Origin of the sequence: Kineococcus aridisoli (assembly GCF_050871885.1) — a bacterium.
Lineage (GTDB): Bacteria > Actinomycetota > Actinomycetes > Actinomycetales > Kineococcaceae > Kineococcus.
The window spans coordinates 1-19,361 of the sequence record NZ_JBJLSF010000093.1 but is presented as its reverse complement, the minus strand read 5'-3'; the positions used below and the strand labels follow the sequence as shown (position 1 = coordinate 19,361).

Annotated in this window: 17 protein-coding genes and 1 riboswitch; of the genes, 7 read left to right on the top strand and 10 right to left on the bottom strand. The window is 77.9% G+C overall.

The features are described 5' to 3' along the window. Window positions 1–508 (bottom strand): copper resistance CopC family protein (locus ACRYM2_RS19495; RefSeq protein WP_432524091.1); only part of this gene is annotated, 508 nt, incomplete at its 3' end. A 119-nt stretch (window positions 509–627) separates the two neighbouring features. Between ACRYM2_RS19495 and ACRYM2_RS19490 the strand changes: the two genes are divergently transcribed. The 4 genes from ACRYM2_RS19490 (at window position 628) to ACRYM2_RS19475 (ending at window position 5,397) form a co-directional block, all read left to right on the top strand. Next, window positions 628–3,726 (top strand): S8 family peptidase, encoded by a 3,099-nt coding sequence (locus tag ACRYM2_RS19490; protein WP_432524090.1) that lies wholly within the window; start codon window positions 628–630, stop codon window positions 3,724–3,726. 65 nt (window positions 3,727–3,791) lie between these two features. Continuing rightward, on the top strand, window positions 3,792–4,040 hold the full coding sequence (locus tag ACRYM2_RS19485; protein WP_432524089.1) for a hypothetical protein: 249 nt from the start codon (window positions 3,792–3,794) through the stop codon (window positions 4,038–4,040). Next, the gene (locus tag ACRYM2_RS19480; RefSeq protein ID WP_432524088.1) at window positions 4,037–4,564 is read left to right on the top strand and encodes a 2'-5' RNA ligase family protein; all 528 of its coding nucleotides are present in this window, start codon (window positions 4,037–4,039) and stop codon (window positions 4,562–4,564) included. The genes ACRYM2_RS19485 and ACRYM2_RS19480 overlap by 4 nt, the downstream gene beginning before the upstream one ends. 104 nt (window positions 4,565–4,668) lie before the next feature. After that, window positions 4,669–5,397, top strand: coding sequence for a GAF and ANTAR domain-containing protein (locus tag ACRYM2_RS19475; RefSeq protein ID WP_432524087.1), 729 nt, complete (start codon window positions 4,669–4,671; stop codon window positions 5,395–5,397). Here the strand turns inward: ACRYM2_RS19475 and ACRYM2_RS19470 are convergent. The 8 genes from ACRYM2_RS19470 to ACRYM2_RS19435 all read right to left on the bottom strand — a co-directional run bounded on the left by ACRYM2_RS19470 (window position 5,348) and on the right by ACRYM2_RS19435 (window position 14,079). Beyond that, on the bottom strand, window positions 5,348–6,199 hold the full coding sequence (locus ACRYM2_RS19470) for an ABC transporter ATP-binding protein (RefSeq protein ID WP_432524086.1): 852 nt from the start codon (window positions 6,197–6,199) through the stop codon (window positions 5,348–5,350). The genes ACRYM2_RS19475 and ACRYM2_RS19470 overlap by 50 nt on opposite strands. Then, window positions 6,196–7,257 (bottom strand): ABC transporter substrate-binding protein, encoded by a 1,062-nt coding sequence (locus ACRYM2_RS19465; RefSeq protein ID WP_432524085.1) that lies wholly within the window; start codon window positions 7,255–7,257, stop codon window positions 6,196–6,198. Before ACRYM2_RS19465 ends, ACRYM2_RS19470 begins: the two co-directional genes overlap by 4 nt. Before the next feature lie 17 nt (window positions 7,258–7,274). Further along, window positions 7,275–8,342, bottom strand: coding sequence for a FecCD family ABC transporter permease (locus tag ACRYM2_RS19460; protein ID WP_432524084.1), 1,068 nt, complete (start codon window positions 8,340–8,342; stop codon window positions 7,275–7,277). A 115-nt stretch (window positions 8,343–8,457) separates the two neighbouring features. Beyond that, entirely contained in the window at window positions 8,458–9,591 is a 1,134-nt protein-coding gene (locus tag ACRYM2_RS19455; RefSeq protein ID WP_432524083.1) for a cysteine desulfurase family protein, read from the bottom strand. Then, window positions 9,588–10,460 (bottom strand): carboxylating nicotinate-nucleotide diphosphorylase, encoded by an 873-nt coding sequence (nadC, locus tag ACRYM2_RS19450; protein WP_432524082.1) that lies wholly within the window; start codon window positions 10,458–10,460, stop codon window positions 9,588–9,590. Before nadC ends, ACRYM2_RS19455 begins: the two co-directional genes overlap by 4 nt. Beyond that, complete coding sequence (gene nadB / locus ACRYM2_RS19445) at window positions 10,457–12,049, bottom strand: L-aspartate oxidase (protein ID WP_432524081.1); 1,593 nt, start codon at window positions 12,047–12,049, stop codon at window positions 10,457–10,459. Before nadB ends, nadC begins: the two co-directional genes overlap by 4 nt. Then, on the bottom strand, window positions 12,046–13,338 hold the full coding sequence (nadA, locus tag ACRYM2_RS19440; RefSeq protein ID WP_432524080.1) for a quinolinate synthase NadA: 1,293 nt from the start codon (window positions 13,336–13,338) through the stop codon (window positions 12,046–12,048). Before nadA ends, nadB begins: the two co-directional genes overlap by 4 nt. 48 nt (window positions 13,339–13,386) lie before the next feature. Beyond that, on the bottom strand, window positions 13,387–14,079 hold the full coding sequence (locus tag ACRYM2_RS19435) for an NUDIX hydrolase (RefSeq protein ID WP_432524079.1): 693 nt from the start codon (window positions 14,077–14,079) through the stop codon (window positions 13,387–13,389). A 448-nt stretch (window positions 14,080–14,527) separates the two neighbouring features. On the opposite strand from ACRYM2_RS19435, the gene ACRYM2_RS19430 reads away from it, so the two are divergent. Continuing rightward, window positions 14,528–15,832, top strand: coding sequence for an MFS transporter (locus ACRYM2_RS19430; protein WP_432524078.1), 1,305 nt, complete (start codon window positions 14,528–14,530; stop codon window positions 15,830–15,832). Window positions 15,833–15,834: 2 nt separating this feature from the next. On the opposite strand, the gene ACRYM2_RS19425 is transcribed toward ACRYM2_RS19430, so the two are convergent. Next, complete coding sequence (locus ACRYM2_RS19425; protein WP_432524077.1) at window positions 15,835–17,199, bottom strand: cryptochrome/photolyase family protein; 1,365 nt, start codon at window positions 17,197–17,199, stop codon at window positions 15,835–15,837. 114 nt (window positions 17,200–17,313) lie between these two features. On the opposite strand from ACRYM2_RS19425, the gene ACRYM2_RS19420 reads away from it, so the two are divergent. Both ACRYM2_RS19420 and ACRYM2_RS19415 read left to right on the top strand, forming a co-directional pair. Continuing rightward, entirely contained in the window at window positions 17,314–17,997 is a 684-nt protein-coding gene (locus tag ACRYM2_RS19420) for an iron-dependent transcriptional repressor DtxR (RefSeq protein ID WP_432524076.1), read from the top strand. A 235-nt stretch (window positions 17,998–18,232) separates the two neighbouring features. Next, a riboswitch (cyclic di-AMP (ydaO/yuaA leader) is annotated at window positions 18,233–18,403 on the top strand. A 2-nt stretch (window positions 18,404–18,405) separates the two neighbouring features. Further along, window positions 18,406–19,302: a C40 family peptidase gene (locus tag ACRYM2_RS19415; RefSeq protein ID WP_432524075.1), complete on the top strand. Its 897-nt coding sequence runs from the start codon at window positions 18,406–18,408 to the stop codon at window positions 19,300–19,302. The last annotated feature ends 59 nt before the right edge of the window (window positions 19,303–19,361 follow it).

The following is a 19,361-nucleotide window of genomic DNA, read 5'->3' as shown; positions in this document are numbered from 1 at the left end:
AGGCGTCCGCGGACGCCTCGGGGGACGGCGGGGCTGCGGGGTCCGTGGCGCTCGGGGTGTCGTCCGGGGTCGCGCTCGGGGTCCCCGGCGCGCCCGCGGCCCGGGCGGTGGTGAAGGTGAACGAGCCGGAGATCGGGTGGCCGTCGGAGCTGGTGACGCGCCACTGCACCTCGTAGGTGCCCGCGGGGCGCTCGCCGGTCAGCGCCTGGGTGACGACCTCGTCGACGATCCGCGGCTCGCCGGTGGAGACGACCCCGGCCGGGCCGCTGACCTGCACCTGGGTGCCGAGGGCGAGCGGGGTGGAGGACATCGTCAGCGCGACCGCGTCCGGCGCGACCTCCACGGGCGCCCCGTCGGCGGGGTCGGTGGACACCAGCCGGTCGTGGGCCGCGGCGGGTGCGGCCAGCGCCAGCGGCAGCCCGGCGCCCAGCAGCAGCGCGCCGAGCAGGGCGCCCGCCGCGCGCGGGCGCTGCGGGCCGGGGCGGGAGACGGCACGAGGAGTCGGCACGGGGGAGAGACTACGCAGCGTCGGAGACGCTTGACGTCGCCCCGGGGACCAGCTTGGCTTCGCACTGTCGTCACGCGCACACCCATCGTGACGTCTCGTCCCGCTGCCGAGGAGGCCCGGTGGACGTCCGCCCACCCCGTCGTCGCACCCGCCGCCGCACGTCCGCCGTCCTCGCCGCCGGCACCGGCCTGCTGCTCGGCCTGGCGCCGCTGACCCCGGCCACCGCCTCCACCCCCGCGCCGGCCCCCGCGTCGGCCCCCGCCGCGCCCACCCCGGTGCCCCGCGCGCAGGGCGCGCCGGCCGACCCGGCCGCGCAGGGCGACCTCGACGAGCGGGGCGACTACGTCGTCACCCTCGCCCAGGACCCCGTCGCCCAGTACGACGGCTCCCTGCCCGGCCTGCCCCGGCTGAAGTCCGCCGGCGGCGGCGTCGACGTCACCGCGCGCTCCACGCAGGCCTACCGCGAGCTGCTGCTCGACGCGCAGGCGCAGCTCGCCCGCTCGGTCGGCGCGACGCCCCGGCAGCGCTACACCGTCGCCCTCAACGGCTTCTCCGCCCGCCTCAGCGCGGCGCAGGCGGCCAAGCTGCGCGACACCCCCGGCGTCCTGGCGGTCAGCCCCGACGTCGAGCGCCACCCCGCCCGCGGCGCCACCGCCGCCCCTGCCACCGCTCCTGCCACCGCTCCCGCCACCGGGGCCGGCGACGGCGGGGGCGCGCCGGGCACGACGGCCGACCAGCTCGGCCTCACCGGTCCCGGCGGCGTCTGGGAGCGCCTGGGCGGTGCGGACCGGGCCGGCGCCGGCGTCGTGATCGCCGACCTCGACACCGGGCTGTGGCCCGAGCACCCCTCCGTGGCCGGCGAGCCGCTGCCCGTGGCCGCCGACGGGAGCACCCGCTTCGCCAAGGCCGACGGCGGCACGTTCACCGGCGCCTGCGAGAGCGGGCCCGGGTGGACGGTGCAGGACTGCAGCACCAAGGTCGTCGGCGCGCGCACCTTCTCCGAGGGGTTCGAGGCCGCCCACGCCGGCTTCGCGGCCGGGGAGTTCCGCTCCGCCCGCGACAGCGACGGCCACGGCACCCACACCGCCACCACCGCCGCCGGCCGCTCCGGGGTGCCCGCCACGATCGACGGCGCCTCCTACGGGGAGGTCACCGGCACCGCCCCCGCCGCCGCGCTCGCGGTCTACAAGGTGTGCTGGACCGCGGCCACCGGCCTCAACGGCTGCCAGACCTCCGACCTCGTCGCCGCCATCGACCAGGCCGTCGCCGACGGCGTGGACGTCATCAACTACTCCATCGGCTCCGGGGCGGCCACCGACCCGGCCGACCCCGTCGAGGTCGCGTTCCTGTCCGCCGCCTCGGCGGGCGTCTTCGTCGCCGCCTCGGCGGGCAACGCCGGTCCCGCCGCCTCCAGCGCCGACCACGCCAGCCCCTGGGTGACCACGGTCGCCGCGAGCACGTCGGTGCTGCGCGAGGGCACCGTGGTCCTCGGCGACGGCACGAGGTTCGTCGGCGCGCGGCTGCGGCAGCGGCCCCTGGCGTCGAGGTTCATCGTGCTCGCCGCCTGGGTCAAGGAGCCGAAGGCGGCCGCGGCCGCCGCCCGCACCTGCGAGGCGGGGACCCTGGACCCGGACCGGGCCGGCGGGAAGATCGTCGTCTGCGAGCGCTCCACCACCCCCCGCGTCGCCAAGTCCGCCGAGGTGGCCCGCGCCGGGGGTGCCGGGATGGTGCTGGTGAACACCGCGCCCGGCTCGACCGAGCCGGACGCGCACAGCGTCCCCACCGTGCACCTGGACGCCGCCGCCGGGCGCCGGCTCGTCGCCGCCGTCGGCCGCACCCCGCGCGCCACCGCGCGCTTCGAGGCCGGCAACACCACCGGCAGGCCCACCCCCGTCCCGCAGCTGGCGGGCTTCTCCTCCCGCGGCCCGGTGGCCGTCGCCGGCGGCGACGTCCTCAAGCCCGACGTCGCCGCTCCCGGCTCGGGCGTCGTGGCCGGCTACTCGCCCGTCGCCTCGCGCACCGGCCGCGACCTGTTCGCCCCGCAGTCGGGCACCTCGATGGCCGCCCCGCACGTGGCGGGCCTGGCCGCGCTGGTGCGGACCGCGCACCCGGACTGGTCGCCCGCGGTGGTGCGCTCCGCGCTCATGACGACCGCCCGCAGCCTCGTCGGCCCGGACGGCGCGGCGGTCCAGGACGTCTTCGGCGCCGGCGCCGGGGTGGTCGACCCGCCCCGGCTGCTGGAGCCGGGCCTGGTCTACGACTCCACGCCGGTCGACTGGCTGCGCTGGCTGGAGGGCTCGGGCGTGCCGACCGGCACCGGGGTCGGCGCGATCGACCCCAGCGAGCTCAACCAGGCCTCGATCGCGGCCGGCGACGTCGTCGGCGAGCGCACCTTCACCCGGCGGGTGACCGCCACGACCGGCGGCTACTACCGCGCCGACGCCTCGGTGCCCGGCTGGGACGTGCGGGTCACCCCGAGCGTGCTCTTCCTGGAGGCCGGCCAGACCAAGCAGTTCCGCGTCACCGCCACCCGCACGGACGCCGCCCCGGAGCAGTGGTCGGCGGGGGAGCTGGTGTGGACGGGCGGGGACGAGCTCACCGTCCGCTCGCCGCTCGCGCTGCGCGCGCAGGCCGTCGAGGCGCCCGCCGCCGTCGACGGCACCGGCGCCGCCGGCGAGCTGCCGGTGACCCTCACCGCGGGCTCCAGCGGCCGCCTGGACCTGCGGGCCACCGGGTTCGCGCCCGGGGAGACGAGCGCGGACAGCATCGAGGAGGGCTACTCCACCACCTGGTCGATCACCGTCCCCGAGGACGCGGTGGCCTCGCGCTTCGAGCTGGCCGCCGACCCCGCCGCCGGTCCCGGCACGGACCTGGACCTGTACCTGCTCACCCCCGACGGCGACCTCGTCGACGCCTCCACCACGCTGACCTCGCAGGAGCGCATCGACCTCGTGGCCGCACCCGGCGACTACGAGCTGGTGGTCGACGCCTACGCCACCGCGGACGGGCAGCCCGTCGACTACGACCTCACGACGTTCGTGCTCACCCCCGCCGACGCCGAGGGCGCGCTGACGGCCACCCCGGACCCGCTGCCGGTGCGCCAGGGCCGGCAGGCCACCTACGAGGTGGCCTGGAGCGGTCTGGACCCGGACCGGCGCTGGCTGGGCGCCGTGGGCTACGCGGGCTCGCCCGCGCTGACGCTCGTGGGCGTCGGCTGACGCCGCCCCGGCCGGGAGGCCGGCCCGGGCGGGCGCGGCGCCTCCCGGCTGGCACAGTGGGGGCCGTGGAGGAGAACGCGCAGCCGACCAACACCGGAGCGATCGCCGGGCTCGTCGCCTCCGGCGCGGGGCTGCTGCTCTCGCTGGTGCTGTGGCCGCTGTCGCTGCTCATGGGGCTGGCCGTGCTCGTGCTCGGCGTGCGGGCCCTGCGCGGCGGGCACCCGGACCGCCGCTGGTGGGCGGCGGCGCTGGCGGCCGCCGCCGTGTGCGTGCTCTCCGCCGCCGGCGGCGCGCTGGCCCTGGCGCTGCGGTGAGCGCCGCCCCGCTCATCGCCACCCTCCTGCTGGAGGAGGAGGCCACCCGGGAGCTGGACGCCCTGCGCGCCCGGTGGTTCCCGCCCGAGCGCAACCAGCTGTCCGCGCACGTCACGATGTTCCACGCGCTGCCCGGCGAGGAGCTGCCCGAGGTCCTCGCCGCGGTCCGGGAGGCCTGCCGGCGCCCCGCCTTCGACGTGCAGGTCACCGGGCTGCGCTCGCTGGGGCGCGGGGTCGCCCTCGTGCTGCGCGCGCCCGAGCTGGACGCCGTGCGCGCGCGGATCGCCGCCGCCTTCGCCGGCCGGCTCAGCCGCCAGGACGCGCAGGGCTTCCGCGCCCACGTCACCGTCGCCAACTTCCTGCCGCCCGAGCAGGCCCGGGCGCTGCTGGCCCGGCTGGAGGCGGGGTTCTCCCCGTGGACCGCCCGCGCCCGCGGCGTCGGCGTGCACCGCTACCTCGGCGGACCGTGGGAGCCGGTGGCCGAGGAGGAGTTCGACGCCGGCCCCGGGCCCGGGCGGGACTGAGCGGGGTCCGAGCGGGTGCGCTCCCCGCAGCGGCGTGGTTCGCTGTCGCGCAGGGTGCAACCGGGTCGCCCGAGCGCCGGCCGGAGGAGCTGACGGGAACACCCGTGGACACCGCAGAGCAGTTCCGCACCGCCTGGACGCCCGAGGCCGCCCGGCTGGGCCCGGACCTGCTGCCGGTGGCCCTGGCCAGGGCGTGCGCGGCGGTGCTGGCGGTCGACGCCGCCGGCCTCAGCCTCATGGGCCGCGAGGAGCGCGTGCCGCTCGGAGCCAGCGAGCCGGCGGCGTCCACGGCCGAGCAGTGGCAGTTCACCGTCGGCGAGGGCCCCTGCTTCACCGCCTTCGAGCGCGCCGAGCCCGTGGTCGCCGACGAGGCGGGCCTGCGCAGCCGGTGGCCGGCGCTGCACGACGAGCTGCGCCGCAGCACCCCCTTCCGCAGCGTGGTGGCGCTGCCGCTGGGGCTCGGGGAGCTGCGCATCGGTGCCGTGGACCTGTACTGGACCGGGCCCCGGCCCGCCGCGTCCTTCGACCTGGCCGCGGCGCAGGTGGTGGCCGGGCTCGTCCACGAGCAGCTGCTGCTCACCGCGGCCGGCGTGGACCCGGACGACCCGTCGGCCGGTCCCGCCTGGCAGGAGGCCCCCGCCGCCCGGCGCCGGCGGGGGGTGTGGGCGGCGGTCGGGCTGTCCTGCGCGGTCCTGGGCCTGCAGGGCACCGACGCCCTGGCGCTGCTGCGCGCCCGCGCCTACGGCAGCGGGCAGCCGCTGGAGGAGGTGGCCGAGGCCATCGTCACCGGCCGGGTGCCCGTGCAGGTGCTGCAGCAGCAGGTCGGCGGCTGACCGGCGGCCCGCCGGCGGTCGGCGGGGCGCCCGCGCGGGGGCGGAAGGCCAGCTGGAAGCCGTCCTCGAGCTCCAGGCGCCGCACCCGCACCGCGTAGACGTCCTCGAGGACCTCGGGCACGAGCACCTGCGAGGGCGTGCCCGCGGCGCGCACCCGGCCCTCGTGCAGCACGGCGACGCGGTCGCAGTAGAGGGCGGCGAGGTTGAGGTCGTGCAGCACGACGACGGCCGTGCGCCCCAGCGCGCGCACGAGCTCGCGCACCAGGAGCAGCACCTCGTGCTGGTAGCGCACGTCCAGGTGGTTGGTCGGCTCGTCCAGCAGCAGGTGCGGGGCCTGCTGGGCCAGGGCGCGGGCGATGAGCACGCGCCGGCGCTCCCCGCCGGACAGCTCGCCGACGCGGCGACCCGCCAGGTGGCCGGCGCCCACGCGCTCCAGGGCCTGCGCGGCCAGCGCCACGTCCTCCTCCCCGTGGCGGGAGAACGCCGAGCGGTGCGGGGTGCGCCCCAGCAGCACCGCGTCCGCGACGAGCAGCGGCAGCTCGCCGCCCTCCTCCTCCTGCACCACGACCGCCACCCGCCGGGCGACCTCGCGCGCCGACAGCGAGCGCACGTCGGTGCCGTCGACCTCCACCCGGCCGGCGGCGGGCACCAGCGAGCCGTGCAGGGTGCGCAGCAGCGTCGTCTTGCCGCTGCCGTTGGGCCCGAGCAGGCCCAGCACCTGCCCGTCGGCGGCCACGAGGTCCACGCCCGCGAGCACGGGGGTGGTGCCGTGGGCGAAGCGCACGCCGTGCGCGCGGATCACGACGGCGCCCCGGCGGCGGGTGCGGGACCGGTCGCGGGGGTGCCGGGCGGCGCGGGGACGGCGGGGAAGCGGGCGGCGAGGCGCTCCAGCCCCTCCACCGCCAGCGGGGTGGCCGGTTCGGTGAAGTTGAACAGCTGCACGAGGACCTCGCCCTCGCGCACGGCGGTGATCCGGTCGGCGCCCGGCAGGGTGGTGACCGCCTCCTGCACGGCCCGCGGGTCCCCGTCGCCGTGCAGCAGCACGAGCACCTGCGGGTCGCGGGCCAGCAGCTCCTCGCGGCTCACCTCGAAGACCCGGTCGCCGACGTCGGCGAAGACGTTGCGCAGGCCGGCCGCGGCCAGCTGCGGGGTGGCGGTGCTGGCGGCGCCGTAGGCGTAGACGACCCCGCCGCCCACGGTGGGGTAGAGCACCGCGGCGCTGCGCGGGGCACCGCCGGCGGCCGAGGAGGTGACGGCCTCCACGCGCGCGCGCAGCGCGTCGGCGGCGGTGCGGGCGGCCTCGGGGCGGTCGAAGACGCGCCCGTACAGCTCCAGCTGCCGCGCGACGGTCTCGAAGCCCGCTGCGCCGCCCTCCTCGTCCCCGCACAGCGCCGGTTCCTCCAGCAGCGGGATGCCGGAGGCCTGCAGGGTCGCGCGGTCCAGGCCCTCGGCCTCGCCGAGCACCAGGTCGGGGCGCTGGGCGAGGACCACCTCGCGGGAGATCCGCAGGTGCCCGCTGGTGTCGGTGGCGTCGGTGAGCAGCGGGACGTCCGCCAGCTCGGCCAGCGTCGCCTCGTCGTAGTACTGCGCGGGGTACCGCCCGGCGCGGGCGACGGCCCGGTCCAGGACGCCGAGCTCGTGCAGGAACGGCACGGCGGCGCTCTTGAGCAGCACGACGCGCTGCGGCGGGGCCTGCAGGACCACCTCCGCGCCGCAGTTGCGCACCGTGAGGGGGAAGCCGTCGCCGGGGCCGGGGCCGGGGGCGTCCGCGCTCGTGGCGGTGCACCCGCCGAGCAGCAGGGCGACCGCGGCGGCCGCGGCGGTCAGGGCGGTCGCGGCGGTCGGGCGGTGGTGGGGCACGGGGGTCTCCTCGCGGGTCACGGGGCGCTGCGCACCAGGTGCAGCAGGAAGGGGGCGCCGACGAGGGCGGTGACGATGCCGATGGGCAGCTCCTGCGGCTGCAGGAGGACCCGGGCGACGAGGTCGGACCAGGTCAGCAGCACGGCGCCCAGCAGCGCGCAGGCGGGCAGCACCCACCGGTGGGCGGCGCCGACCAGGCGGCGGGCCAGGTGCGGGACGACGAGGCCGACGAAGCCGATCGAGCCGCTGGCGGCCACGACGACGCCCACGCACGCGGCGACGACGACCAGCAGCCGGGTGCGCAGCCCGCTCGGCGAGACCCCGAGCGCGCGGGCGGTCTCGTCGCCGACGGCCAGCGCGTCCAGCCGCGGTGCCCACAGCAGCAGCAGGGCGAGGGTGGCGGCGACGACCACGAGCACGACGGCCAGCGCCGGGCCCCAGCGGGCCAGGCCCAGCGAGCCCAGCAGCCAGAAGACCACCGAGCGGGCGCCCTCGGCGGAGTCGGAGGCGAAGACGAGGAAGCTCGTGGCGGCCGACAGGGCGTAGCCCACGGCGACCCCGGCCAGCAGCAGCCGCAGCGAGGTCAGCCGCCCGCCCGCGCGGGCCACGGCGAAGACGGCGACGGTGGCGGCCAGGGCGCCGGCGAAGGCGCTCAGCGGCAGGGCGTGCTCACCGGCCCCGGCGAGCGCGCCGAAGAGCAGGGCCGCGGCGGCCCCGCAGGAGGCGCCGGAGTCGATGCCCAGCACGTAGGGGTCGGCGAGCACGTTGCGCACCACGGCCTGCAGCGCGGCGCCGCACACGGCCAGCCCCGCGCCGACCGCGCAGCCCAGCAGGACGCGCGGGGTGCGCACGGTCCAGACGATGGCCTCCTGCTCGGGGGCCCAGGAGCCCGCGCCGGGGGCGCCGCCCAGCGCGTGGAGCAGGATCCGCAGCACGGTGCCGGGGGGCACGGCCACCGCGCCGGCGGCGATCGCGACGAGCGCGCTGAGCAGCGCGGCGGCGCCCAGCGCCAGCAGCACCGCGGTGTGCCGGCGGGTGCGGGCGCGCAGCCCCAGCGGATCGGTGGGCGGATCGGTGGCCCGCACGCGCGCCCTCCCGGTTCGACGGCTCCTCGCGGCGCCGTTCCCCGCGGCGTCCTGCTTGCTGCAACCTACTTGCAACAAGCGAGGCGGTGGTCGCCGGTGTCGCCGGGCCCCGCCGCTAGCGCCCGCCCGCGGTGCGGACCGCCGCGGGCAGCACCCGCAGGACCGCCTCGACGTCCTCGGCGGTGCTCGTGGGGCCCAGCGTGAAGCGCACCGCGGTGCGGGCCAGGTCGGCGTCCAGGCCGGTGGCCAGCAGCACGTGCGAGGCGTCCTCGGAGTCCGCCGAGCAGGCCGAGCCGCTGGAGCAGGCGATGCCGTGCCCCTCCAGCTCGGCGAGCACCGCCTCCCCGCCGACCCCGGCGAAGCAGAACGAGGCGTGTCCCGGCAGCCGGCGGGTGCGCGAGCCGGTGAGCCGGGCCCCGGGCACCGAGGCCAGCACGCCCTCGACGAGGCGCTCGCGCAGCGCCGTCAGCCGCTCGGCCTCCGCCGCGCGCACCGCCTGGGCGCCGTGCAGGGCGACGGCGGTGCCGACCGCCGAGGCGACGTCGGTGGTGCCCGAGCGGCGGCCGCGCTCCTGGCCGCCGCCGTGCAGCAGCGGTTCCAGCGGCACCGAGGAGCGCACCCACAGGAACCCCGCCCCGCGCAGCCCGCCGAACTTGTGCGCCGAGGCCGACAGCGCGTCGACGCCGAGGGCGTCGACGTCCAGCGGCAGGTGGGCGGCGGCCTGGACGGCGTCGGTGTGCAGCGGCACCCCCAGCGGCCGGCAGACCGCCGAGACCTCCGCCAGCGGCTGCACGGTGCCGATCTCGTTGTTGGCGTACATCACCGACACCAGCGTCGTGTCGGGGCGCACCAGGGCGCGCAGCTGCTCCACGTCCACGACGCCGTCCGCGTCGACGCCCACGACGTCCAGGGCGAACCCGCTGCGCCGCAGCGCCCGCGCCGTCTCCAGCACCGCCGGGTGCTCGATCGCGGAGACGACCACGTGCCGCCCGCGCGGGGCGGCCGTCGCGATGCCGGTGACGGCCAGGTTGTCCGCCTCGGTGCCCCCGGCGGTGAGCACCACCTCGCCGGGGCGCGCGCCCAGCACGTCGGCGATGGCCTGGCGGGCCGCGTCCAGGCCCGCCTTGGCGGCCCGGCCGGCCTCGTGGGCGCTGGAGGGGTTGCCCGTGACCTGCGTCAGGTACGGCCAGACCGCCTCCAGCACCTCGCGCCGGGGCGGGGAGGTGGCCGCGTGGTCGAGGTAGGTCACGGCCGCGCCCCCACGGTGGTGTCCAGGCCGAGGTCGAGGGTGCGCGCGTTCTGCGTCAGCGCCCCCACCGAGATCAGGTCCACCCCGGTGCGGGCGACCTCGGCGACCGTCGCCAGGCTCACGCCGCCACTGGCCTCCACCAGCGCCCGCGAGCGAGCGCGGACGGTCCGCACCCCCTCGGCGAGGTCGGCGGGGGAGAGGTTGTCCAGCAGCACGACGTCCACGTCGGCGGCCAGGACGGCCTCCAGCTGCTCCAGGCGGTCCACCTCCACCTCGATGCGCGTGGTGTGCGGAACGCGCTCGCGCACCCCGCGCAGCGCGCTCGTCACGTCGGTGCCGGCGGCGAGCAGGACGGCGAGGTGGTTGTCCTTGACGAGCACCGCGTCCGACAGCGACCAGCGGTGGTTGGAGCCGCCGCCGGCGCGGACCGCGGCGCGCTCCAGCGCCCGCAGCCCGGGGGTGGTCTTGCGGGTGTCGACGACGCGGGCGCCGGTGCCGGCGACGGCGTCGACGAACTGCGCGGTGAGGGTGGCGATCCCGGACAGGTGCTGCAGCAGGTTCAGCGCGACCCGCTCGGCGCGCAGCACCGCCCGCGCGCTGCCGCGCACCCGGCCCAGCACGTCGCCGGCGGCGAAGCGGGTGCCGTCGGCGGCCAGCTCCAGCAGCTCGACGCGCCCGCCGGTCAGGTCCGCGGCCTGCGCGAAGGCCGCGCGGGCCGCGGCGGCGCCGGCGAGCACCCCGCCCTCGCGGGCGACCAGCTGGGCGTCGGCGGTGGCGGAGGCCGGCAGCAGCGCCTCGCTGGTGACGTCGCCCCAGGGGGCGTCCTCGGCCAGCGCGGCGGCGACGACGGTCTGCTCGGGCGTGCTCACGGGGTCCTCCGGAAGGCGCGGCGGCGGGCGCTCGCGGGCGGGTGCGGGTGGTCGCAGCGGAAGTGCGCGCCGAGGCTGTCCTCGCGGGCGGTGGCGGCGGCCACGAGCAGGCGCGCGGCCAGCAGCACGTTGGCGTCCTCGCGGGTGGCGCGCGGCACGCCCGGCGCGGGGCGGGGGTCCAGCTGCAGGGGGTCCTCGCCGGGGGTGAGCAGCTTGGCCGCCACCTCCAGCCCGGCGCCGTCGCGCACGAGGCCGGCGTGCTCGGTCATCACCGCCTGCACCTCGCGGCGCGGCACGTGGGAGGCCACGGGCGCGGACGGGCCGGGCAGCTCCACGAGCTCGTCGTCGGCGGAGCGCGCCGGGCCGCCGCCGCGGGCGGTGTCGGCCGCGACCCGGCCGCCGGCCACCAGGGCCTCCAGCAGCGAGTTCGAGGCCAGCCGGTTCGCCCCGTGCAGGCCCGTGCAGGCGACCTCCCCGGCGGCCCACAGCCCCGCCAGGCTCGTGCGGCCGTCGACGTCGGTGCGCACCCCGCCCATCCAGTAGTGCGCGGCCGGGGTGACCGGCACCGGCTCGCGCTCGGGGTCGATGCCGGCCTCGCGGCACAGCCGGTCGATGCCGGGGAAGCGCTGCGCGAACGGCACGCCCAGGCGGGCGGCGACGCCGGTGGCGTCCAGCAGCGCGGGGCGGCCGCCGTGCGCGGCGACCGCGGCGGCCACCCCGCGGGCGACGACGTCGCGCGGGGCCAGCTCGGCGCGCGGGTCGAGGTCGGGCATGAAGCGGCGCCCGGCGGCGTCGAGCAGCAGCGCGCCCTCGCCGCGCACGGCCTCGGAGACCAGGAACGCCGGCCCGTGCGCGGGGGCGGCGACGGTGGGGTGGAACTGGACCATCTCCAGGTCGGCGACGGCCGCGCCGGCGCGCCAGGCGGCGGCCACGCCGTCGCCGGTTGCGACGGCGGGGTTGGTGGTGCGGCTGAACAGCTGCCCGGCGCCGCCGGTGGCCAGCACGACGGCGCCCGCGCGCAGCGCCAGCCGCCGCTCCCCGCCGGGCGCGCCGGTGTCGGCGAGGAGCAGGTCGGCGCCGACGACGGTGCGCCCGGCGGGGCCCTCCTCGACGAGCAGGTCGAGCAGGAAGGCCTCCTCCAGCACGGTGACCTCGCTGCGGCGCACGGCCGCGGCCAGCGCCGCCGAGACCGCCGCGCCGGTGCGGTCCCCGCCGGCGTGCAGGACCCGCGGCCTGGAGTGCGCGGCCTCCAGGCCCTGGGCCCAGCGCCCCTCGCCGTCGCGGTCGAAGGCGACGCCGCGCTCGGCGAGCAGGCGCACCGCCACCGGGCCGTCGGCGCAGAACGCCCGGGCCGCGGCGGGGTCGGCCAGGCCGGCGCCGGCGGCGAGGGTGTCGGCGACGTGGGCGCCGACGTCACCGGCGCCGGTGGCCACGGCGATGCCGCCCTGGGCGGCGCGGGTGCTGCCGTCGCCGAGCGCCGTCTTGGTGGCCAGCACGACGCGGCGGGTGCGGGCGGCCTCCAGCGCGGCCGTCATCCCCGCGACGCCCGCCCCCAGGACGAGGACGTCGCAGTCCGGGCCCGCGCTCACGGGCGGACGGCGAGCATGCGCTCGACGGCGGTGCGGGCCTCCCGCGCCACCTCGGCGTCCACGCGGACCCGGTTGACGACCTCCCCGCGCACCAGCGCCTCCAGCACCCAGGCGAGGTAGGCCGGGTGGATGCGGTACATCGTCGAGCAGGGGCAGACGACGGGGTCCAGGCAGGAGATCGTCAGGTCCGGGCGGCTGTCGGCCAGCCGGCGCACCATGTTCACCTCGGTGCCGATGGCGAAGGACGTGCCGGCCGGTGCGGCGTCGACCACCTGCTGGATGTACCGGGTGGAACCGGACTCGTCGGCGGCGTCGACGACCTCGACGGGGCACTCGGGGTGCACCACCACGCGCACGTCGGGGTCCGCGGCGCGGGCCGCGGCGATCTGCTCCACGGTGAAGCGCTGGTGCACCGAGCACCAGCCGCGCCACAGCACGACGCGGGCGTCGAGCAGCGCCTGCTCGTCGTTGCCGCCGCGGGGCTTGCGGGGGTCCCACAGCGGCATCCGCTCCAGCGGCACGCCCATGGCCTTGGCGGTGTTGCGCCCCAGGTGCTGGTCGGGGAAGAACAGCACCCGCCGCCCGCGCTCGAAGGCCCACTCCAGCACCTCGCGGGCGTTGGAGGAGGTGCAGACGATGCCGCCGTGCGCACCGCAGAAGGCCTTCAGGGCGGCGGCGGAGTTCATGTACGTCACGGGGACGACGGGGACCCTGCCCTCGGCGTCCGGCTCGGTGCCGTAGAGGGCGCTCAGCTGCTCCCAGCAGGCGGTGACGGCGTCGATGTCGGCCATGTCGGCCATCGAGCAGCCGGCCGCGAGGTTGGGCAGGACCACCGGCACGTCGGGGGCGGTGAGCAGGTCGGCGGTCTCGGCCATGAAGTGCACGCCGCAGAAGACGACGGCCTCGGCCTCGGGGCAGGCCTGCGACTGCTGCGCGAGCTGGAAGGAGTCGCCCACGAAGTCGGCGTGCTGGACGATCTCGTCGCGCTGGTAGGCGTGCCCGAGGATCGCCACCCGGCTGCCGAGCTGCGCCTTCGCGGCCCGGATGCGCCGGTGCAGCTCCTCGGCCGGCAGCAGCCGGTACTGCGCCGGGATCTGCTGCTGCACGGGCGCCCCCGCGGGCACCGGGTCCTGCCGGGAGGCGCCGGCGCCGTAGGTGGGCAGCGGCAGGGGGGTGCCCGGGACGGCGTCGAACTGCCACGGCGCGGTGGGCAGGTCGGGGTCGCACGTGCTGTCCGCACCGCCCGGAATGCGGGCGAGCAGGGCGATCTGGGCGGGGACGGACGCCATCGGCGGGGCTCTCTCCGTGAGGGGTTCTGCGGGGGTTCCTGCGGGTCGCTACGCGAGCGGCCCGGCGGTCATGAACGGGCCGGCCGAACCCTCCGGCACCACGGCCCGGTACAGCTTGGGCGGCCGGTGCCGGCCGCCGGTCTGGCGTTCCCCCGTCGGCACGATCGTCCCCGAGCTCTCCACCTGGCGGCGGAAGTTCGCCGGGTCCAGGGGGCGCTGCAGGATCGCCTCGTGCACCTCGCGCAGCTGCGCGAGGGAGAACCGCTCGCCGAGGAAGTGCAGGGCCACGTGCGCGTGCTGGACCTTGGTCCGCAGCCGCCACAGCCCGTACTGCACGATCTCGTCGTGGTCGAAGGCGAGACCGGTGCAGTCGTCGGCCGAGGTCCACCGCACGTTCTCGCCCTCGGTGGCCGCGGCCGCCTCGTGGTTGCGCACGAGGGCGGAGTAGACGACGGAGACCACGCGCTGGCCGGGGGAGCGGTCGGGGCGCCCGAAGGTGTACAGCTGCTCCAGGTAGCTCGGCCGCAGCCCGGTGGTCTCGGCCAGCGTGCGGCGGCCGGCGTCGGACAGGCTCTCCCCGGTGCGCACCCACCCGCCCGGCAGCGCCCAGCGGCCGCCGAACGGGTCGCGGGTGCGGCGCACCAGGGGCAGGTGCACCCGCACGTGGCCGCCGCGGTCGGGCAGCAGCGCGAAGATCACCGTCGAGACCGCGACGAGGATCGCCTGTTCCTGCGTGCGCATGTCGCGAGCCGGCTCCGGTCCAGTAAGGGTGGTTGTGACAACAACTCGACGGGCCAGGACTGTAGGGCACGGCGCGCGGCGGCCACAAGCACCGTCCGGGGACTCGCCGGGCGCCCGCCGGGAGGCGCGATCGCTCTGGGCGAATTCGAGGTGACAACCGGCGCGGGGCGGTCGTACCGTTGTCGTACACGGGAAAGGAGGTGGTCCAGGACATGGTTTCTTCTGGGACGCGTGAGGTGGCTGCCCGCTAGCAGCTGCGTGATGGACGCGGACCGCTCTGGTCGCCCCGCGCAGCGCGGCGAATCCAAGGCAGTCACCGGGTCCCCGGGCGCCGGCCCGTCCAGCCGGCCCACCACGGCGCCACCGCCGGCGGTGGAAGCGCCCGGGGACTTCCCGCGCCCGCGGGCACCGCGGCAGGTGGCCCCGGGCCACCACCTATCCTGACGCGGTGAGCTCACCGCCGGCGGCGCCCGGCCCGATCCGCCCCCGCCGCCGGTTCCTGGCCGACACCACGCCGCTGCGCCAGGTCCCCGCCTTCCGCCGGTTGTGGATCGGGCAGTCCCTGGCCGCGGTGGGCACCCAGCTGACCGTCGTCACGGTCGGGCTGCAGGTCTACGCCCTCACCTCCTCCACCTTCGCGGTCGGCCTCGTGGGCGTCTTCGCCCTCGTCCCGCTGGTCGCCCTCGGCCTGTACGGCGGCGCCCTCGTCGACTCCCACGACCGCCGCCGCGTGGCGCTGCTGGCCTCGCTCGCGCTGTGGGTGCTGGCCGTCGCCGTCGCCGCCCAGGCCTGGCTGCACGTGGACTCCGTCGGGCTGCTCTACGGCCTGGTGGCCCTGCAGAGCGCCGCCTTCGCGATCAACAACCCCGCCCGCTCGGCCATCGTGCCGGGCATCGTGCCGCGCGAGCAGCTGCCCGCGGCCAACGCCCTGTCGGGCATGACGAACGCGATCGCGCTGACCGTCGGCCCGCTGCTGGCGGGGTTCCTCGTGGGCGCCTGGGGGTTCCAGGCCGCCTACACCGTCGACGCCGTGACCTTCGTCGCCGCCCTGGCCGGGGTGTGGCGGCTGCCGGCCATGCCGCCCGAGGGCGGCGGCGCCACCCACCGGCCCGGGCTGCGCTCGGTGCTGGAGGGCGTCGCCTTCCTCGGCACCCGGCCGAACATCCGCATGACCTTCCTCGTCGACCTGTGCGCCATGGTGCTCGCCATGCCGCGGGTGCTCTACCCGGCCATCGCGGCGACGGTCCTGGGCGGGGGAGCGCGCACGGTCGGCGTCCTCGGCGCGGGGTTCGCGCTCGGCTCGGTGCTGGCCGGGCTGTTCTCCGGGCCGCTGGGGGCGGTGCGCCGCCAGGGCGCCGTCGTCGTCGGCTGCGTCGCCGTCTACGGGGCGGCCGTGGCCGCCTTCGGCGCCGTCCTCGTCTGGGGCCCCGCCGGCGCCGACTGGCGGCTGACCGCGTGCGTGCTGCTGCTGGCGGTCTCCGGCGCCGCCGACGCCGTCAGCGCGATCTTCCGCGGCACGATCCTGCAGGTCGCCACGCCCGACGCGCTGCGCGGGCGGTTGCAGGGCGTCTTCATCGTCGTCGTCGCCGGCGGCCCGCGCCTGGGCGACCTCGTGCTCGGCTCGACCGCCGAGGCCGTCGGCGACGGCCTGGCGGCGCTGGCCGGCGGGCTGGCCTGCGTCGCGGCCGTCCTCGCCCTGGCCCGCTGGCAGCGGCGCTTCACGCGCTACGACGCCCGCGACCCCCAGCCCTAGCCCTAGCCCTCGCCGCGGCGGACGCGGGCGTACTCGGCCAGCGCCACCTCGCGCTCGTGGGCGTGGTCGACGATGCGCTCGGGGTAGCCGTGGGCGTAGCCGTCGGCGACCTCCCACGGGGTGTGCGCGCGCTTGCCGGGCAGGTGCCGCAGCTCGGGCACGTACCGGCGCACGTACTCGCCGTCGGGGTCGAAGCGCAGCCCCTGGGTGACCGGGTTGAAGACGCGGAAGAACGGGGCGGCGTCGGTGCCCGAGCCCGCGACCCACTGCCAGCCGTGCATGTTGCTGGCCAGGTCCGCGTCGCGCAGCCGGTGCATGAACTCCCGGCCGCCGTGCATCCACTCCACGTGCAGGTCCTTGACGAGGAAGCTGGCCACGACCATGCGCACGCGGTTGTGCATCCAGCCGACGCCGCGCATCTGGCGCATCCCGGCGTCCACGAGCGGGTAGCCGGTGCGGCCCTCGCACCAGGCGCGGAAGAGCTCCGAGCCCGGGCTCTCGTAGCGCAGGCCGGCCAGCTGCTGCTTGTGGTAGGTGCGGGCCGTCTCCGGGCGGTGCCACAGGACGTCGGCGTAGAAGTCGCGCCAGCACAGCTCGGTGCGGTAGCCCTCCGCGCCGGGGCCCTGCTCGCCGTCCAGGCCGGCCAGCAGGGTGCGCGGGTGCAGCTCCCCCCACTTCAGCGCGTGCGAGAGCTGGGAGGTGCCGTCGTGGTCGGGACGCTCGCGCTCCTCGTCGTAGGCGGCCAGGGCGTGCTCGCGGAAGGAGGCCCAGCGGGCGTGGGCGGCGGCCTCGCCGGCCTCGGGCAGCGCCACCCCGGTGTCCGGCTCCCGCGGCCAGTCGCGCCCGTCGACGCCCTCGCCGCCGTCGCGCACCCAGCGCACCCGCGCGGGCGCCGGCGCGGGCTCCGGCCAGCCGTGCGCCCGCCACGCGCGCGAGAAGGGGGTGAAGACCTGGAAGGGCCGGCCCGCGCCGGTGACCAGCGTGCCCGGCCCGATCGCGTACGGCGTGCCGGTGCGCACGAGCTCGCGCCCGTCCGCGGCCAGCGCCCGCTCGACGGCCTCGTCGCGGCGCCGGCCGTGGGGCCCGGCGTCGGCGCTGACGTGCACCCGGCGCGCGCCGCAGCGCTCGGCGACCCGCCCGACCACCTGCACCGGGTCCCCGCGCTCGACCACGAGCCGGCCGCCGAGGTCGGCGTCCAGCGCCCGCAGCGAGCGCAGCAGGTACGCGCGGCGCACGTCCCCGGAGGGGCCCCACAGCGCCGGGTCGAGCACGAACAGCGGCAGCACCTGCCCGTCGGCGGCCGCGGCCAGCAGCGCCGGGTGGTCGCGCAGGCGCAGGTCGCGGCGGAACCACAGCACGCTCGTCACGTCGGCGGACGCTAGCCGCGGCCCGGTGCGCCCGCGAGACGAGCGGCCGGCGGTGCGGGCGGGGGTGCGGACGAGGGGTGCGACCACCGCCGCCGATGAACGACAATGCCGCGTGTGAGCGATCTCATCGACACCACCGAGATGTACCTCAAGACGGTCTTCGAACTGGAAGAGGAAGGCATCGTGCCGATGCGCGCTCGCATCGCCGAGCGGTTGCACCACTCCGGGCCCACCGTCTCCCAGACCGTCGCGCGCATGGAGCGCGACGGGCTGCTGCACGTGGGCACCGACCGCCGCCTCGAGCTCACCGACGCCGGCCGCTCCAAGGCCATGCGCGTCATGCGCAAGCACCGGCTCACCGAGCGGCTGCTCACCGACGTCATCGGCCTGGAGTGGAGCCTCGTGCACGAGGAGGCCTGCCGCTGGGAGCACGTGGTCTCCGAGGAGGTGGAGAAGCGGCTCGTGGCGATCCTCGACCACCCGCACTTCGACCCCTACGGCAACCCGATCCCGGGGCTGGAGGAGCTGGGGGAGGACTGCCCCGCCGAGGCCTTCCGCGAGGGCGTCACGCCCCTGACCAGCGCCGACGTCGAGGGCCGTCCCGTCCTCGTGCGCCGCCTGGGCGAGCCGCTGCAGACCGACGTGGGCCTCATGGCCCGCTTCCACGCCGCCGGCCTGCTGCCGGGCGCGGAGGTCGTCGCCAAGGCCTCCGCGCACGCCGTCGAGGTGGCCGTCGCGGGCGCCGTCGTGGACCTGTCCCCGGCCGAGGCCGTGCACATCTTCGTCTCCGCCTCCTGAGGCGGCGGGCCCGCCGCCTGCTCACCCGCTCACCCGCACGGCCCCCGCGCGCACCGCGGGGGCCGTCGTGCGTCACGGGCGCCGACGCAGGGTGACGGCGGCGTGGCGCGCGTCACGTCCTGGGCACCTGCTCGTCACCGGGTCGTGACATTCCCGCCCCGATCGGGTTATGGTCCACCCGCCTCCGCGACAGCGCACGCGGACGCCCTCTCGCGGACGCCGAGCCCTGCCACCGCGACGAGGTCCCCCGAGACAGTTCATGGCAGGGGTGGGGGAACCACTTTCCGGGCAGCGTCACGGCCAGCCGGGCCGTCGCAGTCCTCGGGGTGAAGCCGGTGCGAACCGGCCGGGCGACCTTCCCGCCCGAACCCGACAGCTCACCTCGCAGGCGTCGGAGAGGCCACCACCTTGACGACTCGCGTCCAGGCGCGCCACCGCGCCAACGTTCGTGCACTCACGCCCCTGTCCGACCTCGGTGACACCGTCGCCCGCACCGCCGGTGGTGCCGCCCGCGGCGGCGCCGTCGCCGTCGCGGCCGGTGGTCTGCTCGTCTCCGTCGCCCTGCCCGCCGGTGCTGCTCCCAGCACCGCCCCGGCGCGGGTCGCCGGCACCGTCGGCTCGGCCGTCACCGCCGTGCCGGCCGCCTTCGGCACCACCGCCCCCGGGGTGGTCTCCGCCCCGGCGACGGCCACCGCCACCACCGCCACCACGACGGTCACCTTCGCCAGCGCCCCGGCGCCGGCGCCCGTGGTCGTCCCCGAGGTCGTCGCGGCCCCCGCCCTGGAGCGCGCCCCGCGCGACACCACCGCGGTGCCCGTCGTCAACTCCTCGGTCGCCCCGGCCCCGGCCCCCGTCGTCGAGGCCCCGGCCCCGGCCCCGGCCCCGGTCGTCGCCGCTCCGGTCGCAGCCCCGGCCCCGGCTCCCGCCCCGGCCCCGGCTCCCAGCCTGGGTCAGCAGATCCTCGCCGTGGCCGACGACTACGCGGGCGTGCCCTACGTCTACGGCGGCACCACGCCCGCCGGCTTCGACTGCTCGGGCTACACCAGCTACGTCTACCGCCAGGTCGGGGTCAACATCCCCCGCACCAGCACCGCCCAGCTGCAGGCCAGCACCCGCCTCGCGGCCCACGACGCCGTCCCCGGCGACCTGGTCTTCTTCACCAGCGGTGGCGGCCGCGCCTACCACGTCGGCATCTACGCCGGCGGCAACCAGATGTGGGACGCGCCGCGCTCCGGCAAGCCCGTGCAGCTGCGCGCCATCTGGAGCGACGCGGTGACCTTCGGGCGCCTCGCGCCCACCGTCTGACCCGCGCACCCGCCGCGCGGCGCCCGCGCCGGGCCCGATCTCCTGGAAGACCTGCCAGA

Bases quoted from the DNA above. Each gene is read 5' to 3' on its own strand.
- nadA (WP_432524080.1), bottom strand. From the start codon at position 13,338: ATGGCGTCCGTCCCCGCCCAGATCGCCCTGCTCGCCCGCATTCCGGGC.
- ACRYM2_RS19435 (WP_432524079.1), bottom strand. From the start codon at position 14,079: ATGCGCACGCAGGAACAGGCGATCCTCGTCGCGGTCTCGACGGTGATC.